The organism is Acidimicrobiales bacterium (assembly GCA_035546775.1).
In the GTDB taxonomy this organism is placed as follows: domain Bacteria; phylum Actinomycetota; class Acidimicrobiia; order Acidimicrobiales; family JACCXE01; genus JACCXE01.
In genome coordinates this window covers 40,724-57,345 of sequence record DASZWD010000011.1, presented here as the reverse complement: position 1 = coordinate 57,345, position 16,622 = coordinate 40,724, and the positions used below count along the sequence as shown (strand labels likewise).

The following is a 16,622-nucleotide window of genomic DNA, read 5'->3' as shown; positions in this document are numbered from 1 at the left end:
GCTGAGGTTGCGATACGCATTGAACGCCGCAGCGTTCGAGTTGATGCGAAGACTCACTGTCTCCTCCTTGATTTGAGTGGACCCGACTTCCCTGTCAGGCACTCATCCCGTCGGATCGCCTATCCGGCGATTTGAGGAATCGATGAGAAATTCTTTCGCTCAACTCGGCTGCGCCGCCCACCGATCGGATCGGGTGGCCGGTCACGAGATTCTGCCTTCGTCCCCGCCTGCGGGCGCCGCGATCGCCGATCCCGCAGTCGCCCCGCACGCCGTCGCCCTTGGTGGTGTGCTCGAGCCCGCCGACGGCGGATTCGCTGTCCGCCGCCTCGCGGTGGTCGGCGGTGAGTCGTGCGGCACACGCCTCATGTCGAAGCTGCTGGCACAAGCCGGATGCGAGGTCCTCCACCGCTCGTTCCCCTATGAAGGCTCAGAGCTTCGTCACTGGCCGGTCGCGCCCGTGTCCGACTATGACCCGGACGCCATCGTCGTCATGATGCGCGACTGGTGGGCGGCCGCCCCGTCCCAAGTGCGAGCGGGCCACGTTCCCGACGAGGACACCGCTATGGCCAATCTGCAAGAAGCGTCTTGCCTCATCGCCTCGTTGGTGCACGGACGCAGCTGGCGAGCCGTGAGCTACGAGTCACTCGTTCAGCGGCCGCAGGTCGTGATGAACAACGTGTGCGATTGGCTCGGCGTGGCGCGGCTGCGTGTGGGGGAGATCTTCGACGGCAACGAGCGCTACCTCGGCGCCCGCGCGATCTAGATCTTCGAAGCCACCGCGGCTTCCTCGCCGACCATCGCCAGCAACGCCGCGGCCTCGTCTGGCGCCCCGAGCTCGTTGAGCGCGACGGCGACCACGTAGGCCCGCCGGCGGTCGGCGGCCGCGGCGACGACGAAATCGGGCAGTAGCTCGGGAGCCATCTCGCCCATCAGCACGAGCGCCGTCACCATGTCGGTGTCGGCAATGGCGGGCGCGACGGCGCGGGCGGCAGCGCGCGCCGCGTCGTGGTCGCCGAAGGCGCCATTGATCAGGCAGGCCGCCTGCACTCGATCCGCCGTCGAACGGCTGGCGTCCGAGGCGATGGCGACAAGCGGACAGCCCTGAGGCAGCCCGTTGTGGCGCAGGCGCGCCGACCACTCAAGCGCCCGCTCGATCGGCAGCCGGGGCGCGATCTCGGAGGCGAACGCCAGCGCAGCCGCGTCGCCCGGGAAGCGGGCGAACATCGCCTCGGCGATGCCGTCGGCCACCTCGGGCGCCACGCCGAGCAGCTGGCCGAGGGCGAAGGTGAGCTGACCCTGGGGGATGGCGGCGGCAACCAGCGTGGCGTCGCGGCCGGCCGCCGCGTTGGCCTCGGCGAGCATCGCCCACGGCGGCGCCACGTTGTCGTCGATGATCGCCAGCAGGTCGTCGGCGGCCTCGGCGTGCCGGCCGGCGTCGCGCAACGTGCGGGCGCGGCGCATGCGCACCACGTGGTCGGGCAGCACGAGGCCGTCGTCGTCGCGCACGCGGTGCAAGTCGGTCAGCTTGGCCAGCGCGGCGTCGAGGTCCCCGAGGTCGGTGCGCGCGATGGCTTCGAGCCAGTCGGCCATGTCGGTGTTGGTGCTCACGGCGCGCAACCGCTCGATCCAGTCGAGGGCGTCGGCGGGCCGGCCGGCGTCGAGCAGCGCTTCGGCGCCGTGGCGCAGCGCCCGGCGCCGCTCGGCGGCGAGCTTGGTGAGGGCGAGGGCTTCTTCGAACCGGGCGACGGCCTCGTCGAGGCGGCCGGCGCCCGCCAGCGAGCGGCCGAGGTTGACCAGCACGAAGGCGCGCCGCGACGGTGCGGGCCCTTCGGCGAGTTCGAGTTCGCCGATGCGGATGTTCCGTTCGGCCTTGGCTTTGCCGGCGACGGCTTCGGTCGCATAGCCGGAGTGCAGGAACCACACGTCGGTGGTGAAGCCGGGGCGCAGCGCTGTCTTGCCCGGGCGGGCGACGACGGTCTCGTGGAGCCGGCCGGCCCACTGACCCTTGGTGCGGCGGAACAGGCGCACGTTCTGATCCGAGAAGCCGACGGCGGTGCCGGTGGCGTCGAGTTGGTCGATGGTGAGGGCGATGGTGTCGACCGGTGGGTTGCCGGCCAGCACCTTGCGGAACGCGGCGGGGTCACCGCGCAGACGATCGTCGGCGTCGATCCAGAGGATCCACGTGCCCGTGCAGGCGGCGAGCGCGGTGTTGCGCGCCGCGGCGAAGTCGTCGGTCCATTCCGTCTCGATCACGACGGCGCCCGCGGCGCGGGCGATCTCGCGCGTGTCGTCGGTCGAGCCGGTGTCGCACACCACGATCTCGTCGACCATCCCCTCGAGCGCCGCGAGGCAGCCGGGCAGGTTCTCGGCTTCGTCGCGCACGATCATGCAGGCCGACACCAGGCCGCCCTCGATCCGTTCGAACCTCAGCTGGTTGGTCTTGGCCGGCGCCGGTTCCGCGGGCACGTGCTCGCTGAAGCGGACGGGCACCACCGCGGCCAGCGCGGTGAGGCGTTCCTCGACCAGCGAAGCGGCGCGTTCCCACGTGAAGTCGCGCACGATGCGCTGGCGGCCGAGTTCGCCGCGGGCCCGCGCCTCGTCGGGCGACGCCACCACGTGGCGCATGAGCTCACCGAGCGCGTCGCGGTCGGGCTCGGCCCACCAGTAACCGGTGGTGTTGGGGACGAGGCCGCCTTCGGGGACGGGCACGACGCTCGCCGGGATCAGGTACGCGGTCTGCGCGTCGCAGAAGTCGCGCGCCGCGCCGTAGTCGGTGACGATCACCGGCAACCCGCACGCCATCGCTTCGGCGATCGGCAGGCCGAAACCTTCACCGCGGTAGGGGTGCACGAGGGCATCGCAAGACCGGTACAGCGCGGCAATGTCGTCGGCGCTCAGGTCGTCGGTGACCAACTCGATCGCGGGCTGGGACGGATCGGCGGCGAGAGCGCGCACGCGGGCGTCGGCGGAATTGTGCTTGTAGACGGTGTCCGAGCCGGTGCTCTTGATCACGAGGCAGACGTCGTCGTCGCGGGTGAAAGACGCGGTGTAGGCGTCGAGCAGCACGTCGATGCCCTTGCGCTCGATGGTGCCGCCGACGAAGAGCAGGCGCGTGGTCTTGTGGGTCTGGAGCGCGAAGCGCGGGCCGTCGGGCGTGAAGCGCGCCGCGTCGACGCCGAGGGGAATCACGCGGATGCGTTCGGCGGGCACGCCGGACGCGACGTAGCAGTCGCGCACGAAGTCCGTGTAGCACCACACCTCGTCGACCTGATGCGTAAGCGCCGGCAGCCACTCGTCGGGCAAGCCGCCGAACTCCCAGGGCTGGATGGCGACCCAGGCACCCTGGCGCGGCGCGGTCCAGTTCGGCGGCCACTGGTGGCGCACCTCGACGCGGGCGGGGCGATCCAACACGTCGCCGGTGCGGGCTTCGACGGCGGCCACGGCGTCGCCGCGCACGGGGCGGTGCAGCGCGTGCTCGCGCGTCGCGACTTCGAGGTCGACGGCCGGGGTGGCGGCGAGGCGGGCGCACAGCTCGCGGTTGACCTGCGCCAGGCTGTGCCACGAGTACTGCTCGCCCACCCAGCGCACCGGCACTCCGCCGGGACGGGGGGTCGCGCGGCGCATGCCGGCATTGATCTCCTCGAGCCGCTCGGCGGCGACGTCGACGGCGGCCGACCACGTCCAGTGCGCCGCCACGTCCTCCTGCGCCCGCCGGCCGCGCGCCGCCGCGGCTTCGGGCGCGGCGGCAACCGTTTCCAGCAATACCGCGAGGTGCGACGCCGAGGGCTTGGCCCAGCGCTGGCCGCGGTAGAACGCCAGCTCCTCCCGGTAGTCGACCTTTTCGAGGCGCTCCACGTCGACCAGCAGGCTGTTGTCGTCGTTCATGAAGGCGAGGTTGCCGCTCCAGCGCGTGGCGATCGTCGGCAGGCCCGCCGCCATCGCCTCGAGCATCGGGCGTCCCCACCCTTCGCCTCGCGTCGGGCTGACGTAGGCGGTGGCGGCGGCGTACAGCCGCGGCATGTCGGCGTCGGCCACGTGGTCGTGCAGCACCACGATGGGCGCCACCTTCTTGCGCGACGTGCCGATCTGGCCGAGGAAGGTGTTGATCTGACGCTCGATGTCGTCGTCGGTGGTCACTCGGCCGCCAGCGCGCTTCATGGGGTAGGTGCGCAGCAGCAGCGTGACGTCGTCGTGGGGTGAGAACGCCTTGGCCCACGCCCGCAGCAGCACGTCCCAGCCTTTGCGGAAGCTCCACTCGAACACCGACAGGAAGACGGTCGAGTTGAGGCCCTCGATGGGAAGGGGCTCGGCGGGGGCCAGCGCAGCCGGATGGACGCCACCGGGCACCACGAACATCGGCACGGTGACGCCCGCGGCGCGGAACGTCTCGACGTTGAACACCGACGGCACCCACAGCTCGTCCATCTCGTTGAGGCGCGGCACCCAGTCGCGGGGCAGGCCGTCGGTCTCGAACATCGTGCGGGCCACGTGGTAGCTCGCACCCGGGAAGCGCTTGGCCGCCTCGCCCGGCACGTGCAGCACGTTGACCGAGTGGCGCGGCTTGGAGGCCCGCGTCGCCGCGTCGAGCGCGTCCTTCATCGCCGGCGACAGGCCCTTCACGAACGCCGAGGACGGATCACCGATCGCTTCGGCCCGCAGCTCGACGCCGCGCTCGCGCAGACCGAGGACGAAGGCGCGCGCCTCGTCGGCGTAGCCACTGAAGTTCAACAACGGCGCGCACCACACGACACCGGGGCGCGCGTCCTCCGGCAAGGCCAGGACGAGCCTGTCGTTCATCAGGTTCCGATCGGTTGACCGGAATCCCGATTTGAGTACTTACGGTTTGGGCTTGGGCGGCTTCGGCAGGAACGACGTGTCGGTGGCGTTGACGTTCGACGCCGCCTGGTTCTCGTTGCGCAGCTTCGCGTAGATCTCTTCGCGGTGGACCGACACCTCGCGAGGGGCCCGCACGCCGAGGCGCACGGTGTCGCCCCGGATCTCGAGAACGGTGACGACGATGTCGTGGCCGATGATCAGCGACTCGTTGGTGCGTCGCGTGAGGACGAGCATCGGCAGCCCCTATGCCACGAGGGGCGCCTGCACGGGGTAATCGTCGCCGAACAGCACGACCTGTCGCCCCACACGCGTCCGTTGGTTGACGACCACGGGGCCGAGCAGGTTCGCCGTTACGTAGCTCTCTTCGCGATGGACGGTGAGGATCGTCAACACCATCGCGTCTTCGGCGGTTTCCAACTCGAGCGCCGTCTGATCGTCGTCAGGCACTTCGGGTGCGTATTCAGGGAAGAACAACCACGGGATCGCGCACAAGAACGCGAGGCCCGGGTCTTCGGTCGACTGAAGCCAAAAGAATGCTTCGTTGTCCTGGACGTCGACGAGGACGAAACCGTGAGCATCGGCAAAGCCGGGCAAGCCGTCCGGGAAGGACAGCACACGGTCGGCCGCGACATCGAGGTCGCCGAAGCGTTCGGTCGTGACACGCACTGCGGTCACAGTAGTCAACGGCCTAGTGAAGGAAGTCGACCAGCGTGGGCAGTGACAAGCGAGACGCCGCCGCCAGCGCGGCCTGGTAGCCGGTTTGGGCGAGCTGCATGTTGAGCGCCGTCTCGGCCACGTCGGCGTCCTCGAGGCTCGAGCGCTGGTCCTTGAGCACGGCAATCTGCGACTGGCCGCTCGTCTTGGCGACGTCGATGACGTTGCTGCGGGCGCCCACGGCGGTGAGACCCGACTTGATGTAGCCCGCGGTCGTGTCGACCATCGCCAGGTCGGTGTTCGACAAGGCGGACGTGTTGCCGGCGCGCAAGTCGGCCGAAATCGTCTGGAGGGCGGTGAACACGTTCGTCTGGCCGGCGCCGAGGCCGAAGATCTGCTGGCCGTTGCCGTTGACCTGCACGACCATGTCCGGCGACACGCGCCGGTTGACGGCGCCGTTGTCGCCGGCCCACGTCCAGTTGCCGCCGACCTGGGCGACGGCCTGTGAGGCGAAGCCGCCGAATACCGACTGGCCCTGGTAGGTCGTATTGGCGATCGACGCCAGCTGCTGGGAGAGCTGGTCGATCTCCGATGCCATCGCTTCGCGCGACGTCGGGTCGTTGAGCGACACGCCACCGGCGACGACAAGTTCGCGCACGCGCTGCATCACCGTCGTGGCGTCCTGGAGCGCGGAGTCCTGCGTGTTGAGCCACGCCTGGCCGTCGTCGGCCGCCTTGCCGTAGGACGTCCAGTCCGCCTCTTCGGCCTTCATGCGCATGGCGGCGGACGCATCGGCCGGTGCGTCGCTGTAGTTGTTGATCTTCTTGCCCGACGCCAGCTGCGCCTGGGCGCTGGAGACGCGGCCCAGGCTCGTCTGGAGTCCATTGAGCACCGTCTGGTGCATCGTCGCTTGGGTGACGCGTTCCATACCTAACTCCGAACCAGATTGACGAGCGTGTCGAGACACGAGTCGACCACTTGGAGGACCTTCGCCGACGCTTCGTACGCATGTTGGAACTGCACGATGTTGGCTAGTTCCTCGTCGGTAGACACGGAGCTGTCTTGAGCCCGTTGCGTGGAAATGCTGTCGAGCATGTCCTGGCTGGCGCTGGCGCTGGCTTGGGCGCTGGCCGACATGCCGCCGAGGCGACCGGCGAGCGCCTGGATCGACTGGCCCAGCGTGCCCGAACCGACGGCCGCCGCGGTGCGCAGCCCGGCGATGTTCAGCGCGTTCGACGCGTCGCTGGCGTTGTTGGTCGTCGCCGCCGCGACGTTGCGCGTGGTCAACGAAGCGTTGACGGCCAGATCGTGGGCGCCGGTACCGGTGAAGAACGCCTGGCCGGGGTTGCCGTCCTGATCGACGCCGGCGAGGTGCGCGGTGTTGATCACGTCGCGCAGGCCGTCGGCGAAATTGTCGAGGTCGCTGCCGATGCTCGGCAGCGTCGTGTTGACCAGTTCCTGGAGTCCGCCCAGACGGCCGCCGCCGGTGACCGACTTGCCGTCGATCGTCCAGGTGACGGCGCCGCTCGTCGAGGCCTGCATCGTTTCGGTGTCGCTGCCGAAAACGAGCGGGCGGTTGCTGACGTACACGTTCTGGGTACCGAAGTCGCCCGCTTGCACGATGCCGCCGGTGAGGTTGGTGAGCTGGTCGATGACTTGGTCGCGCTGGTCCATCAAGTCATTGGGCGTGTGGCCCGAGACCATCGATTCCTTGATGGCCTGGTTCAGGTTGGCCGCCTGCGCCGCCAGCCGGTTGACGTTGTCGACCGTCTCGCTCACGTTGTGTGTCGTGTCCGACGTCAGGCGCTGGAGCTGGGCCGACGCGCCACGGATCTGGCTGGCGAGTTCGTTTCCGGCGTCGAGGACGCCTTGGCGCGCCGCGGTGTCGTTGCCGTTGAGCGACAGGTTGTCCCACGCGGTCCAGAACTTCGAGAGTCCTTCGGGCACGCCGCTGCCGACGGGTCCCAGGATGCCTTCGGCCCGCTGCAACACGTCGGAGCGGACCTGGGTGGCGCCCGAGTTACCGGACTCGGTCCAGTACGCCGAGTCGGTGAGCCCGTTGCGCAGCCGGATGATGTCCTTGATCGTGACCCCGGTGCCGACGACGCCGCCGCCGCTCCCCGTCACGCCCGGCTGCGGGCGCGACGGCTCGAGCTCGACGCGCTGGCGGGAGTAGCCCGGCGTGTTGACGTTGGCGATGTTGTGCGACGCCACTTCCAGCTGCCGTTGCGCGGCGAACAGCCCGCTGACGGAAGTCCACAGTGACGTCTCGAGCGACATCGGTTACAGGCTCTGGTCCAGCGAGCTCGGCGCGGCGGTGCGCGTCCAGCTGGCGTTTTCGTTCGGGCCGTACATGTGCACGTCAGGCTCTTCGTTCAGCATCGACAGGACTTCGTTGAGGCCCTGGATGCCCTTGGTGGCGAGCCGGCGGTTCGTCTGGCTGACGGACTGCACTTCGTTGACGAGTTCGAGGAACGCGGTGCGGTGCTCGGAGAAGATCTGGCGGTAGGGCTCCGGGGCGACGCGCGCCAGTGACGACAGCGTGAGGTCGTCCTCGGGCATTTCCATCTCACGAGCGAGGCGGCTGACGAGGGCGTTGCGAATCAGCTCGGCCTCGCGGACGCGGGCCACGGCGTCTTCGACCTCGGCCGATGCCCAACCCAAGAACCGTGAGTCGTTCGCGGCCAGCAGATGACGCATTTCTGTCAGACGGAATAGCAGTACTGACAAGAGCCAGCGTTCGCGTCGCAGAACGGTCGCGAGTTCGTCCATTGCAACCTCCTGCGTAACTAGTCGGACCGCAGGAGGTCGAAATGAGGAAAGTTAGGAAAGAACTCCCATGGCGATCCCCTGGCGCACGGCGCCGACGCGCCCGCGCACGCCGAGTTTGGCGAGGATGCGCTCGACGTGGGTCTTCACCGTGAGCGGCGAGATGAACAGCGCCTCGGCGATCTCGGCGTTGGTGAGGTCCTGGGCCACGAGGTTGAGGATCTCGAGCTCGCGCGCGGAGAGCGGGCTCGTCGTGTCCTGCTTGGCCACCGAGGGCGAGCGCACCTCGGCCATCAGGGCCTCGGTCGCCGCCTGGTCGAAGACCAGTTCGCCGCGATGCACCTTTCGCACCACGTCGCACAGTTCCTGCGGGTGAATCGTCTTCACCACGAAGCCGGACGCTCCCGCGGCCACGGCCTGGGCGATCGTCTCGCGGTCGTCGTAGCCCGACAGGCACAGCACGCGGGCGGTCGGGTTCAGCTCGCGAATCTTCGCGGTCGCCTCGATACCCGACATACCCGGCATACCGATGTCGGTGAGCACGACGTCAGGGCCCAACTCGTCGTAGGCGCTCACAAGGTCCTCACCGGTGCCGACGGTGGCGATGACTTCGATAGCCGGGTCGAGCGCGAGTCGTCCCTTGATCGCTTCGAGCACGAGGCCGTGGTCTTCGGCGATGACAACCCGAATCGACGCCGACCGGTCTTCTTCTGACACGAGCCGGAATGTCACGGCCTCTTAATCGACCGATACGCCAAGAAGTCGCGTATCCGCTGCTCAATTTCCGCGCGACTTACGCCGATGGGCCTCCTGCGAACGGATTCGCACGGAAGGAAATACCGCCATGGACGGCGCAAACGCCTATGCCCTCTTGGGCCTCGATGTCAATGCATCCCGTGACGACGTCACGTCCGCGTTTCGCGCCGCCGCACAGCGCTGCCACCCCGACCACGGTGGCGACCGTCGCGAGTTCGAACAGATCTACGAGGCGTACTCCGTCCTGCGAGCGCTGCCCGTCCGCCGGCCGAACCCGTTCCTCCGATTCGACGACGTCGTCGTCCGCTTCGACGCCTACGACTCCCGCCGCCGCCCGCCCCGCGCCGTCACCTTCGAGGAGGAACTGGCCCGGGCCATGCGCGCCGCCTAGGCGTAACACCCTCGGCGTACCGTCGGAGCCACCACTCCCCCCGCCAAGTTTGCGGGCGCCCATATGCCCCCTCCGGCCGGTGAGAACGGCGTTTCCAGGGGCATGTGGCGCCACCCGAATCTGGAGGGGTCGTGCGGAGGATCTTCAGCCGCCGGGAATTCATCGCCGAAGGACACACCAAGAAGGAGCTTGAGTGGGCGCTCAAGGTCGGACGGATCCACCGGGTCGCCCATGGCTGGTACCTCGAAGGCGGCGCGGAGCCGACAGCGTTCGAGCGACAGCTTGGCCGAATGCTCGCGGCGGACGGCATGGCCACGAGCCTCGTCGCCGGCAGGATGCTCGGGCTTGACGGCATCGAACTGCGCGACAACGACACGCCCCGACTGCGGTGCACGCCTGTGTGTCCGGAGCCGATCCGAGTCGACGGCGTTTGGTGCACGGACGCACTTCAGACGCTGGTCGACATCGCCCCGCTCGTCGACGACCTCGTGTTCGAACAGGCGCTGGAGTGCGCGCTCCACAAGAAACTGCTCGATATAGAGCAGCTCACCGACGCGCTCCCGCTTCTCGCCGCGGTCCGGGCGCCCGGCACCGCCCGCATCAAGCGCGTGCTGGCGCTGCGACCCAAGGGCGCGCCGCCAACCGAGAGCCTGCTCGAAACATTGATGGTGCAACTCGCCCGACAAGTCGAGGACGTCCCTGAGCCCGACCGACACGTGGTCGTCAACAACGAAGACGGTCGCTTCGTCGCCCGGGTCGACCTTGCCTGGTGCGCCATCGGGGCGTTCAACGAACTCGACGGGCAGGGCCACAAGGATCAACCCGTGTATGACGCCGTCCGTCAGACGAACGTGGTGATCGCGACGGGATGGCTGTGTGGGCGATTCACCTGGCGCGAGGTGCGCCACAACCCCATTCCGACGGGGCGCCGGCTCCGGGCGTTCATGGCGTCGGCACGGCGGCGCGGCCGAGGAGCCGCCTAGTGCTTGGGCTTCTTGCCGGGGCCGTGGTGGGCGGGGCCGGGCTTGGGGGCGCGCTGGATTGGTGAGCGGACGACGACGCGGGCCGTGACCGGTGGCGTGGTCGTCGGCGGCGCCGTGACCGCGGTGGTGACGCTGGAGGCCGTCGTGTCGGCCCGGGCCGGGGTTTCGGGGCCGCCGGTGTGATCGGTGAGCGCCAGTAAGAGCAGACCGATGAGCGCGGCGGCCGCGACCGTCGCCAGCATCACGCGCCGCTCTCGCCAGCCGCGCCGCACCGGCTCGGGTTCCACGACGGGTTGGGCGACCGTTTCGGGTCCGAGGGCGTCGTCGTCCACGACCGGCAGGGCGGAAGTCTCCGCGCCGAGCGTCTCCTCGCCGGCGAGGCTGGCGGCGAGCGCCTCGGCCGTCGGGCGCCGAGTCGGGTCCGGGTCCATCGCCTGGTCGACGGCGGCGACGAGGTCGAGGGGTGCGTCGGGCCGCAGGTGTTCGAGTCGCTCGGGCCGCGACGAGACCGCTTGGTGCGCGATCGCGATCGGCGAGTCGCCCGTGAACGGCGGGCTGCCGGCGAGGGCGTGGTAGAGCGTGGCGCCCACGCCGTAGACGTCGGCGGCGGGAGTCGCCGGCTCGCCCAGCAGCCGCTCGGGCGCCACGTAGGCGGGCGTGCCGAGCACCTGGCCGACGACGGTGACCGAGGGCGCGTCCAGCGTCTTGGCGATGCCGAAGTCCGCGAGCTTCGCCCGACCGGTTTCGGTCAAGAGGATGTTGGCGGGCGTGACGTCGCGGTGCACGATGCCCATTTCGTGGGCCGCCGCGAGACCGGCGAGTACGTCACGCGCGATCCACGTCAGCCGGGCGACGGGAACCGGGCCCTCCTTCAGTTCGTCACGCAGCGTGCGCCCCGGCAGGCACTCCATCACGAGATAGGGGACGCCGTCGTGCTCGCCAGTGTCGAGCACGAGCACGACGTTCGGATGCGTCAGGCGGGCCGCGTTGCGTGCTTCGTCTTCGAAGCGCTGCCGCGCCGCCTCCTGCGCCGCCAGGTCGCGGCGCAAGAACTTGATGGCGACGTCGCGCCCGAGCCGCCGGTCGCGGGCGTGGCGCACCTCGCCCATTCCGCCGCGTCCGATGACGCGGCCCACTTCGTACCTATCGGCGAGAACCCAGACATCCGAGGCGACTGACACGCGAGGAAATACCCGGCGCCGAACGATGTAACACCCCGCACGTACCCTCCGACGTCTCAGCCCCGCTTCCCCTCCAACTTCTGCGCCATTTCTTGGCGGCCATTTCGTGACGACGTCAGGAAATGGCGGCCATTTGCTGGCATGAGAGTCACGAGGGACGAAGGTGAACTGGGATCCACCGCCGGTGAGGCGCTTCTTTCGGTACGACGAACTGCTTGCGATGGGCCACACGCGGTCCTCGCTGCGGTGTGGAGGCGCCCGCGAATTGTTCACGCAGGTGGTGCATGGCGTCTACGCCGAGGGCTCCGCGCCGCCGACGCCTTTCGACGAGGCACTGGCGCGCATGGTTCGGCAAGACATTCCGGCTTGGGGGCTCGTCGCCGCCCGCCTCTACGACCTCGACGCCGTCCACGACCTTGACCCGCCACCGGTGTCTCGCCGCCGGATGCCGGACCTGGGCGGTGAACCCCGCGTCGCTCGCGGCGCCCTGTGCACGAGTCCCCTGCAGACGATGATCGACCTGGCGACGCTTCTCGGTGACGACCGATGGGAGCAAGCCAACGAATCGGCGCTGCACAAGAAGCTCTTCACGATCGACGACGAGTTGGCGCTCCTCGGCGACCTCAGTGCTCGGCACACGCCTGGCGTCGGCCGGATGCGGCGCGTGCTCGACCTGCGCCCACCGAACGCACCGCCCACAGAAAGCCGGCTCGAAACGATTGCGATCCAGATCGCGCGACGCGCCGAGGGCGTGCCCGAGCCGACTCGTCAGTTCGTCGTGCGCAACCGCTACGACGAGTTCGTGGCGCGAGTTGACGTCGCCTGGCCCGAGCCTGGTGGCTTCCTCGAACTCGACGGACTCGGTCACCGCAACCAACCGGTGTACGACGCCACCCGCGAGTCAGCCGTCGTAGCGGCAACGGGTTGGTTGCCGAATCGGATGACCTGGCGCGAGAGCTACCGCAACCCCGACTGGGCGGCCCGCCGCATGACCGAGTTCCTTGCTCAGGCGCGGCGACGACCCCTCCCCCGAAGCTGATGCCGATTTATGGCCGCCATCTCGCGACGTCGACGCGAAATGGCCGCCAAAAGACGGCACAGAAACGCGGTTACTGCGGGGGGCGGAACTGGGTGGGGGAGTCTTTGAAGGGGACGAGGTCGCGGCGGTATTGCTGCTGGAGACGGGCGAGTTCGTTGCGCAGGCGTTCGTTCTCCTCCTCGAGTTCGAGGATGCGGCGGACGCCTTCGAGGTTGTGGCCCTCAGCCGTCAGTTGCTGGATGCGGCGCAACAGGGCGATGTCCTCGTCGGAGTAGCGCCGGGAGCCGCCGCCGGTGCGGGCCGGGCCGACGAGGCCGCGGCGCTCGTAGATCCGCAGGGTTTGGGGATGCACGCCAGCCAGTTCGGCGGCGACCGAGATGACGTAGACCGCCCGTCGCTTGTGCTCGTCGTTGTTGTTGAACATGGCCACGGGAGTCAGCTCCTTCTATACGCCTAGGTGCGACCGAAGGCGTGCGCCTTCGTCGGGGTCGGCAGCCGCCAACGCTTCGAGGGCCGCCTGCTTCTCCTCGCTCAGGTCCTTCGGCACCGCCACCTGCACGGTGACGAGCAGATCACCGGCGGCCCGATTGTGCTCGCCCGGCACGCCGCGTCCGCGCACGCGCAGCACCGCGCCGGACTGCGTACTCGACGGGATGCGCACGGTGACCGGGTCGGTCAGGGTCGGCACCTTCACCGTCGTACCCAGTGCCGCCTCGGCAAACGTGACGGGCACCGTCACCGTGAGGTTGCGATCGGTCCGCCCGAACAACGGGTGGGAGCCGACGCGCACCGTGACGTACAGGTCGCCGGCGGGCCCGCCGTTGCGACCGGCGCCGCCGCGCCCCTTCAGCCGGATGCGCTGGCCGTTGGTGACGCCGGCAGGAATGCGCACCTTGACCTGGCGGGCGCGCTGCTCGATGCCGCTGCCGCGGCAGTTGCCGCACGGCGTCTCGATCTTCATGCCCGTGCCGCCACAGGTGCGACACGTCGAACTGAAGCTGAACAGGCCCTGGTCGTCGCTGATCACCCCACGCCCACCGCAGGAGGGACAGATGACAGGCGACGTACCCGGTGCCGCGCCCGAGCCGCTACACACGTGGCACGGGGCGTCGCTGTTGACGTGCACCTGCGTGGTGATGCCCTGCACCGCGTCGACGAACGACAGGTGCAGTTCCGCGGCCAGGTCGCTGCCGCGCTGGGGGCCGGTCGTGGTTGCCCCCGCCGGGCCACCGCCCCGTTGGCGCCCGCGGCCGAACAGGCCGCCGAGCAGGTCGCTGATGTCGTCGACGCGGAAGTTGGTGTTGAAGCCGCCCGGCGCGCCGGCCCCGCCGCCGCCGAACATGCCCCCGACGGGGCCGAGACGACGGAACTCGTCGTACTCCTTGCGGTGCTCGGCGTCGCCGATGACGTCGTAGGCCTCGGAGATCTCCTTGAAGCGCGTCTCGGCGGCGGTGTCACCCGGATTCGCATCCGGGTGGTACTGCTTGGCGAGCTTGCGATAGGCGCGCGTGATCTCCTTCTCGGTGGCGGTGTCGGAAACACCGAGGACTTTGTAGAAGTCCTTCTCTAACCAGTCGTTACGCGGCGCCAACTAGGGGTCTACGAACCTTTCACTTTGACCATCGCGGCGCGCAGCACGCGCCCGTTGGTCCACTTCCATCCGCTGCGCAGCACCTCGATCACCTCGGCGGGGCCGTCGCCCTCCTCGTGGAGGACGGCGTCGTGCACCTCGGGATCGAACGGTGTGCCCAGCGCGTCGATGCGCGTGAGCCCTTCCTTGGCCAGGGCGTCGAAGAGCGCCCCCGCGATCTGCGCCACCGAGTCGGACGGATCGTGCGCCAGCGCCAGGTCGACCGTATCGAGCACGTCGACCAACTTGGCGGCGAGCGACGCCGCACCGGCGTCGCGCGCCTCGGCCATCTCGCGCGTGACGCGCTTGCGGTAGTTCTCGAAGTCGGCGCGGGTCCGCAGCAGTTGGTCGCGCAGATCGTCGCGTTCCTTCGCCAGGTCGACGAAAGCCTCGAGGTCGGCGGCGACGTCGTCACCCGACGGCGCCGCCTCCTCGACTACTTCTTCAGGGGCGGCTTCGGGCTCCGCTTCGGGAACCCAATCCTCGGCGTCACTCATCGACGATTTCGGCGTCGATGACCTCGTCGTCGTTCGCCGCATCCTGCTGGCCGACGTCGAAGGGTTCTGCGCCACCCTGCTGCGCGGAGGCCTGGTCGTACAGCTTCTGCGCAAACGTCTGGCTCGAGGTGACGAGCTTCTCCGTGGCCGACTTGATGGCCTCGATGTCGGTGCCGCCGAGGGCTTCCTTCAGCGACGCCAGGTTGGCCTGGATGGCGTCCTTCTCGGCGCCTTCGACCTTGTCGCCGTTCTCGGCGAGCATCTTGTCGGTCTGGTACACGAGGGTGTCGGCGTTGTTGCGCACCTCGGCCTCTTCCTTGCGCCGGCGGTCTTCCTCGGCGTGGGCTTCGGCGTCCTTGACCATCTGCTGGATGTCGTCCTTGTTGAGCGACGACTGACCGGTGATGGTCATCGACTGCTCCTTGCCCGTGGCGCGGTCCTTGGCGGACACGTGCACGATGCCGTTGGCGTCGATGTCGAAGGTGACCTCGATCTGCGGGACGCCGCGGGGCGCGGGCGGCAGGTCGACGAGTTGGAACTTGCCGAGCGTCTTGTTGTAGCTCGCCATCTCGCGCTCGCCCTGCAGTACGTGGATCTCCACCGACGGCTGCATGTCTTCAGCGGTGGTGAACGTCTCGGTGCGCCGCGTCGGGATCGTGGTGTTGCGCTCGATCAGCTTGGTCATGATGCCGCCCTTGGTCTCGATGCCGAGCGACAGCGGCGTGACGTCGAGCAGCAGCACGTCCTTGACGTCGCCCTTCAGCACGCCGGCCTGGATGGCGGCGCCGACAGCGACGACTTCGTCGGGGTTGACGCCCTTGTGCGGCTCGCTGCCCGTCAGCTTCTGGACGAGTTCCTGCACCGCGGGCATGCGCGTCGAACCGCCGACGAGCACGACGTGGTCGATCTCGCCGAGGGTGAGGCCGGCGTCTTTGATCGCCTGCTCGAACGGGCCGCGGCAGCGCTCGACGAGGTCGGCCGTCAGCTCCTGGAACTTGGAGCGGGTGAGCTTGAGGTCGAGGTGCTTGGGGCCTTCGCTGGTCGCCGTGATGAAGGGCAGGTTGATGGTGGTTTCCTGCACCGAGCTGAGCTCGATCTTGGCCTTCTCGGCGGCTTCCTTGAGGCGCTGGACCGCCATCTTGTCGACGGACAGGTCGACGCCTTCGGTGTTCTTGAACTCGGTGACGAGCCAGTCCATGACGCGCTGGTCCCAGTCGTCGCCGCCGAGGTTGGTGTCGCCGTGGGTCGACTTCACTTCGAAGACGCCTTCGCCGATCTCGAGCACCGACACGTCGAAGGTGCCGCCGCCGAGGTCGAACACGAGGACGGTGTGGTCCTCGCCGCCTTCCTTGTCGAGCCCGTAGGCGAGGGCGGCGGCGGTGGGTTCGTTGATGATGCGCAGCACCTCGAGGCCGGCGATCTGGCCGGCTTCCTTGGTGGCGGTGCGCTGGGCGTCGTCGAAGTACGCCGGGACGGTGATGACGGCCTGGGTGACGGTGTCGCCCAGGTAGGCCTCGGCGTCGCGCTTGAGCTTCTGGAGGATGCGGGCCGAGATCTCCTGCGGCGTGTACTTCTTGCCGTCGATGTCGATCGTCCAGCTCGTGCCCATGTGGCGCTTGACCGAACGGATCGTGCGATCCGGGTTGGTGATGGCCTGACGCTTGGCCACCTCGCCGACGAGCACCTCGCCGGACTTGGAAAAGCCGACAACGCTCGGGGTCGTGCGGGCGCCCTCGGCGTTGGGGATGACAGTGGGCTCGCCAGCCTCAAGGACGCTGACGACGCTATTGGTGGTACCGAGGTCGATTCCGACGGCCTTGGGCATATGTGGATCCTCCTACGAATTCCTTTGGAGGTTGACTATAGCAAACTTGACACCTTTGTTG

At 68.8% G+C, this 16,622-nt stretch carries 16 protein-coding genes; 4 read left to right on the top strand and 12 right to left on the bottom strand.

Annotated features, from left to right (window positions below; genetic code table 11):
* Nucleotides 1-193: 193 nt before the first annotated feature.
* Nucleotides 194-763, top strand: coding sequence for a hypothetical protein (locus tag VHC63_02150; protein HVV35376.1), 570 nt, complete (start codon nucleotides 194-196; stop codon nucleotides 761-763).
* Here the strand turns inward: VHC63_02150 and VHC63_02145 are convergent.
* From VHC63_02145 to VHC63_02115, 7 genes are read right to left on the bottom strand one after another with little or no spacing between them, the layout of a single operon-like run.
* Nucleotides 760-4,797: a glycosyltransferase gene (locus VHC63_02145; protein HVV35375.1), complete on the bottom strand. Its 4,038-nt coding sequence runs from the start codon at nucleotides 4,795-4,797 to the stop codon at nucleotides 760-762. The two genes, VHC63_02150 and VHC63_02145, sit on opposite strands and share 4 nt — an antisense overlap.
* A gap of 39 nt (nucleotides 4,798-4,836) precedes the next feature.
* On the bottom strand, nucleotides 4,837-5,070 hold the full coding sequence (gene csrA, locus VHC63_02140; protein ID HVV35374.1) for a carbon storage regulator CsrA: 234 nt from the start codon (nucleotides 5,068-5,070) through the stop codon (nucleotides 4,837-4,839).
* A 9-nt stretch (nucleotides 5,071-5,079) separates the two neighbouring features.
* Nucleotides 5,080-5,502, bottom strand: coding sequence for a flagellar assembly protein FliW (locus VHC63_02135; protein HVV35373.1), 423 nt, complete (start codon nucleotides 5,500-5,502; stop codon nucleotides 5,080-5,082).
* A gap of 22 nt (nucleotides 5,503-5,524) precedes the next feature.
* A complete protein-coding gene (flgL, locus tag VHC63_02130; GenBank protein ID HVV35372.1) occupies nucleotides 5,525-6,418 on the bottom strand; it encodes a flagellar hook-associated protein FlgL in 894 nt (297 codons plus the stop codon).
* 2 nt (nucleotides 6,419-6,420) lie between these two features.
* Nucleotides 6,421-7,770, bottom strand: a complete 1,350-nt coding sequence (flgK, locus tag VHC63_02125; GenBank protein HVV35371.1) for a flagellar hook-associated protein FlgK — start codon at nucleotides 7,768-7,770, stop codon at nucleotides 6,421-6,423.
* Nucleotides 7,771-7,773: 3 nt separating this feature from the next.
* A complete protein-coding gene (flgN, locus tag VHC63_02120) occupies nucleotides 7,774-8,262 on the bottom strand; it encodes a flagellar export chaperone FlgN (GenBank protein HVV35370.1) in 489 nt (162 codons plus the stop codon).
* Nucleotides 8,263-8,313: 51 nt separating this feature from the next.
* Entirely contained in the window at nucleotides 8,314-8,976 is a 663-nt protein-coding gene (locus VHC63_02115; protein HVV35369.1) for a response regulator transcription factor, read from the bottom strand.
* Nucleotides 8,977-9,103: 127 nt separating this feature from the next.
* On the opposite strand from VHC63_02115, the gene VHC63_02110 reads away from it, so the two are divergent.
* Nucleotides 9,104-9,406: a J domain-containing protein gene (locus VHC63_02110; GenBank protein HVV35368.1), complete on the top strand. Its 303-nt coding sequence runs from the start codon at nucleotides 9,104-9,106 to the stop codon at nucleotides 9,404-9,406.
* A 131-nt stretch (nucleotides 9,407-9,537) separates the two neighbouring features.
* A complete protein-coding gene (locus VHC63_02105) occupies nucleotides 9,538-10,389 on the top strand; it encodes a hypothetical protein (GenBank protein HVV35367.1) in 852 nt (283 codons plus the stop codon).
* On the opposite strand, the gene VHC63_02100 is transcribed toward VHC63_02105, so the two are convergent.
* Nucleotides 10,386-11,525: a serine/threonine-protein kinase gene (locus tag VHC63_02100; protein HVV35366.1), complete on the bottom strand. Its 1,140-nt coding sequence runs from the start codon at nucleotides 11,523-11,525 to the stop codon at nucleotides 10,386-10,388. The two genes, VHC63_02105 and VHC63_02100, sit on opposite strands and share 4 nt — an antisense overlap.
* Before the next feature lie 310 nt (nucleotides 11,526-11,835).
* Between VHC63_02100 and VHC63_02095 the strand changes: the two genes are divergently transcribed.
* Nucleotides 11,836-12,609: a hypothetical protein gene (locus VHC63_02095; GenBank protein ID HVV35365.1), complete on the top strand. Its 774-nt coding sequence runs from the start codon at nucleotides 11,836-11,838 to the stop codon at nucleotides 12,607-12,609.
* Between the two features lie 70 nt (nucleotides 12,610-12,679).
* Here the strand turns inward: VHC63_02095 and VHC63_02090 are convergent, their stop codons facing one another.
* From VHC63_02090 to dnaK, 4 genes are read right to left on the bottom strand one after another with little or no spacing between them, the layout of a single operon-like run.
* The gene (locus VHC63_02090) at nucleotides 12,680-13,033 is read right to left on the bottom strand and encodes a MerR family transcriptional regulator (GenBank protein ID HVV35364.1); all 354 of its coding nucleotides are present in this window, start codon (nucleotides 13,031-13,033) and stop codon (nucleotides 12,680-12,682) included.
* A 21-nt stretch (nucleotides 13,034-13,054) separates the two neighbouring features.
* The gene (dnaJ, locus tag VHC63_02085) at nucleotides 13,055-14,200 is read right to left on the bottom strand and encodes a molecular chaperone DnaJ (protein ID HVV35363.1); all 1,146 of its coding nucleotides are present in this window, start codon (nucleotides 14,198-14,200) and stop codon (nucleotides 13,055-13,057) included.
* Nucleotides 14,201-14,208: 8 nt separating this feature from the next.
* Complete coding sequence (locus VHC63_02080; protein HVV35362.1) at nucleotides 14,209-14,736, bottom strand: nucleotide exchange factor GrpE; 528 nt, start codon at nucleotides 14,734-14,736, stop codon at nucleotides 14,209-14,211.
* Entirely contained in the window at nucleotides 14,729-16,561 is a 1,833-nt protein-coding gene (gene dnaK, locus VHC63_02075; protein ID HVV35361.1) for a molecular chaperone DnaK, read from the bottom strand. The genes VHC63_02080 and dnaK overlap by 8 nt, the downstream gene beginning before the upstream one ends.
* Nucleotides 16,562-16,622: the final 61 nt, after the last annotated feature.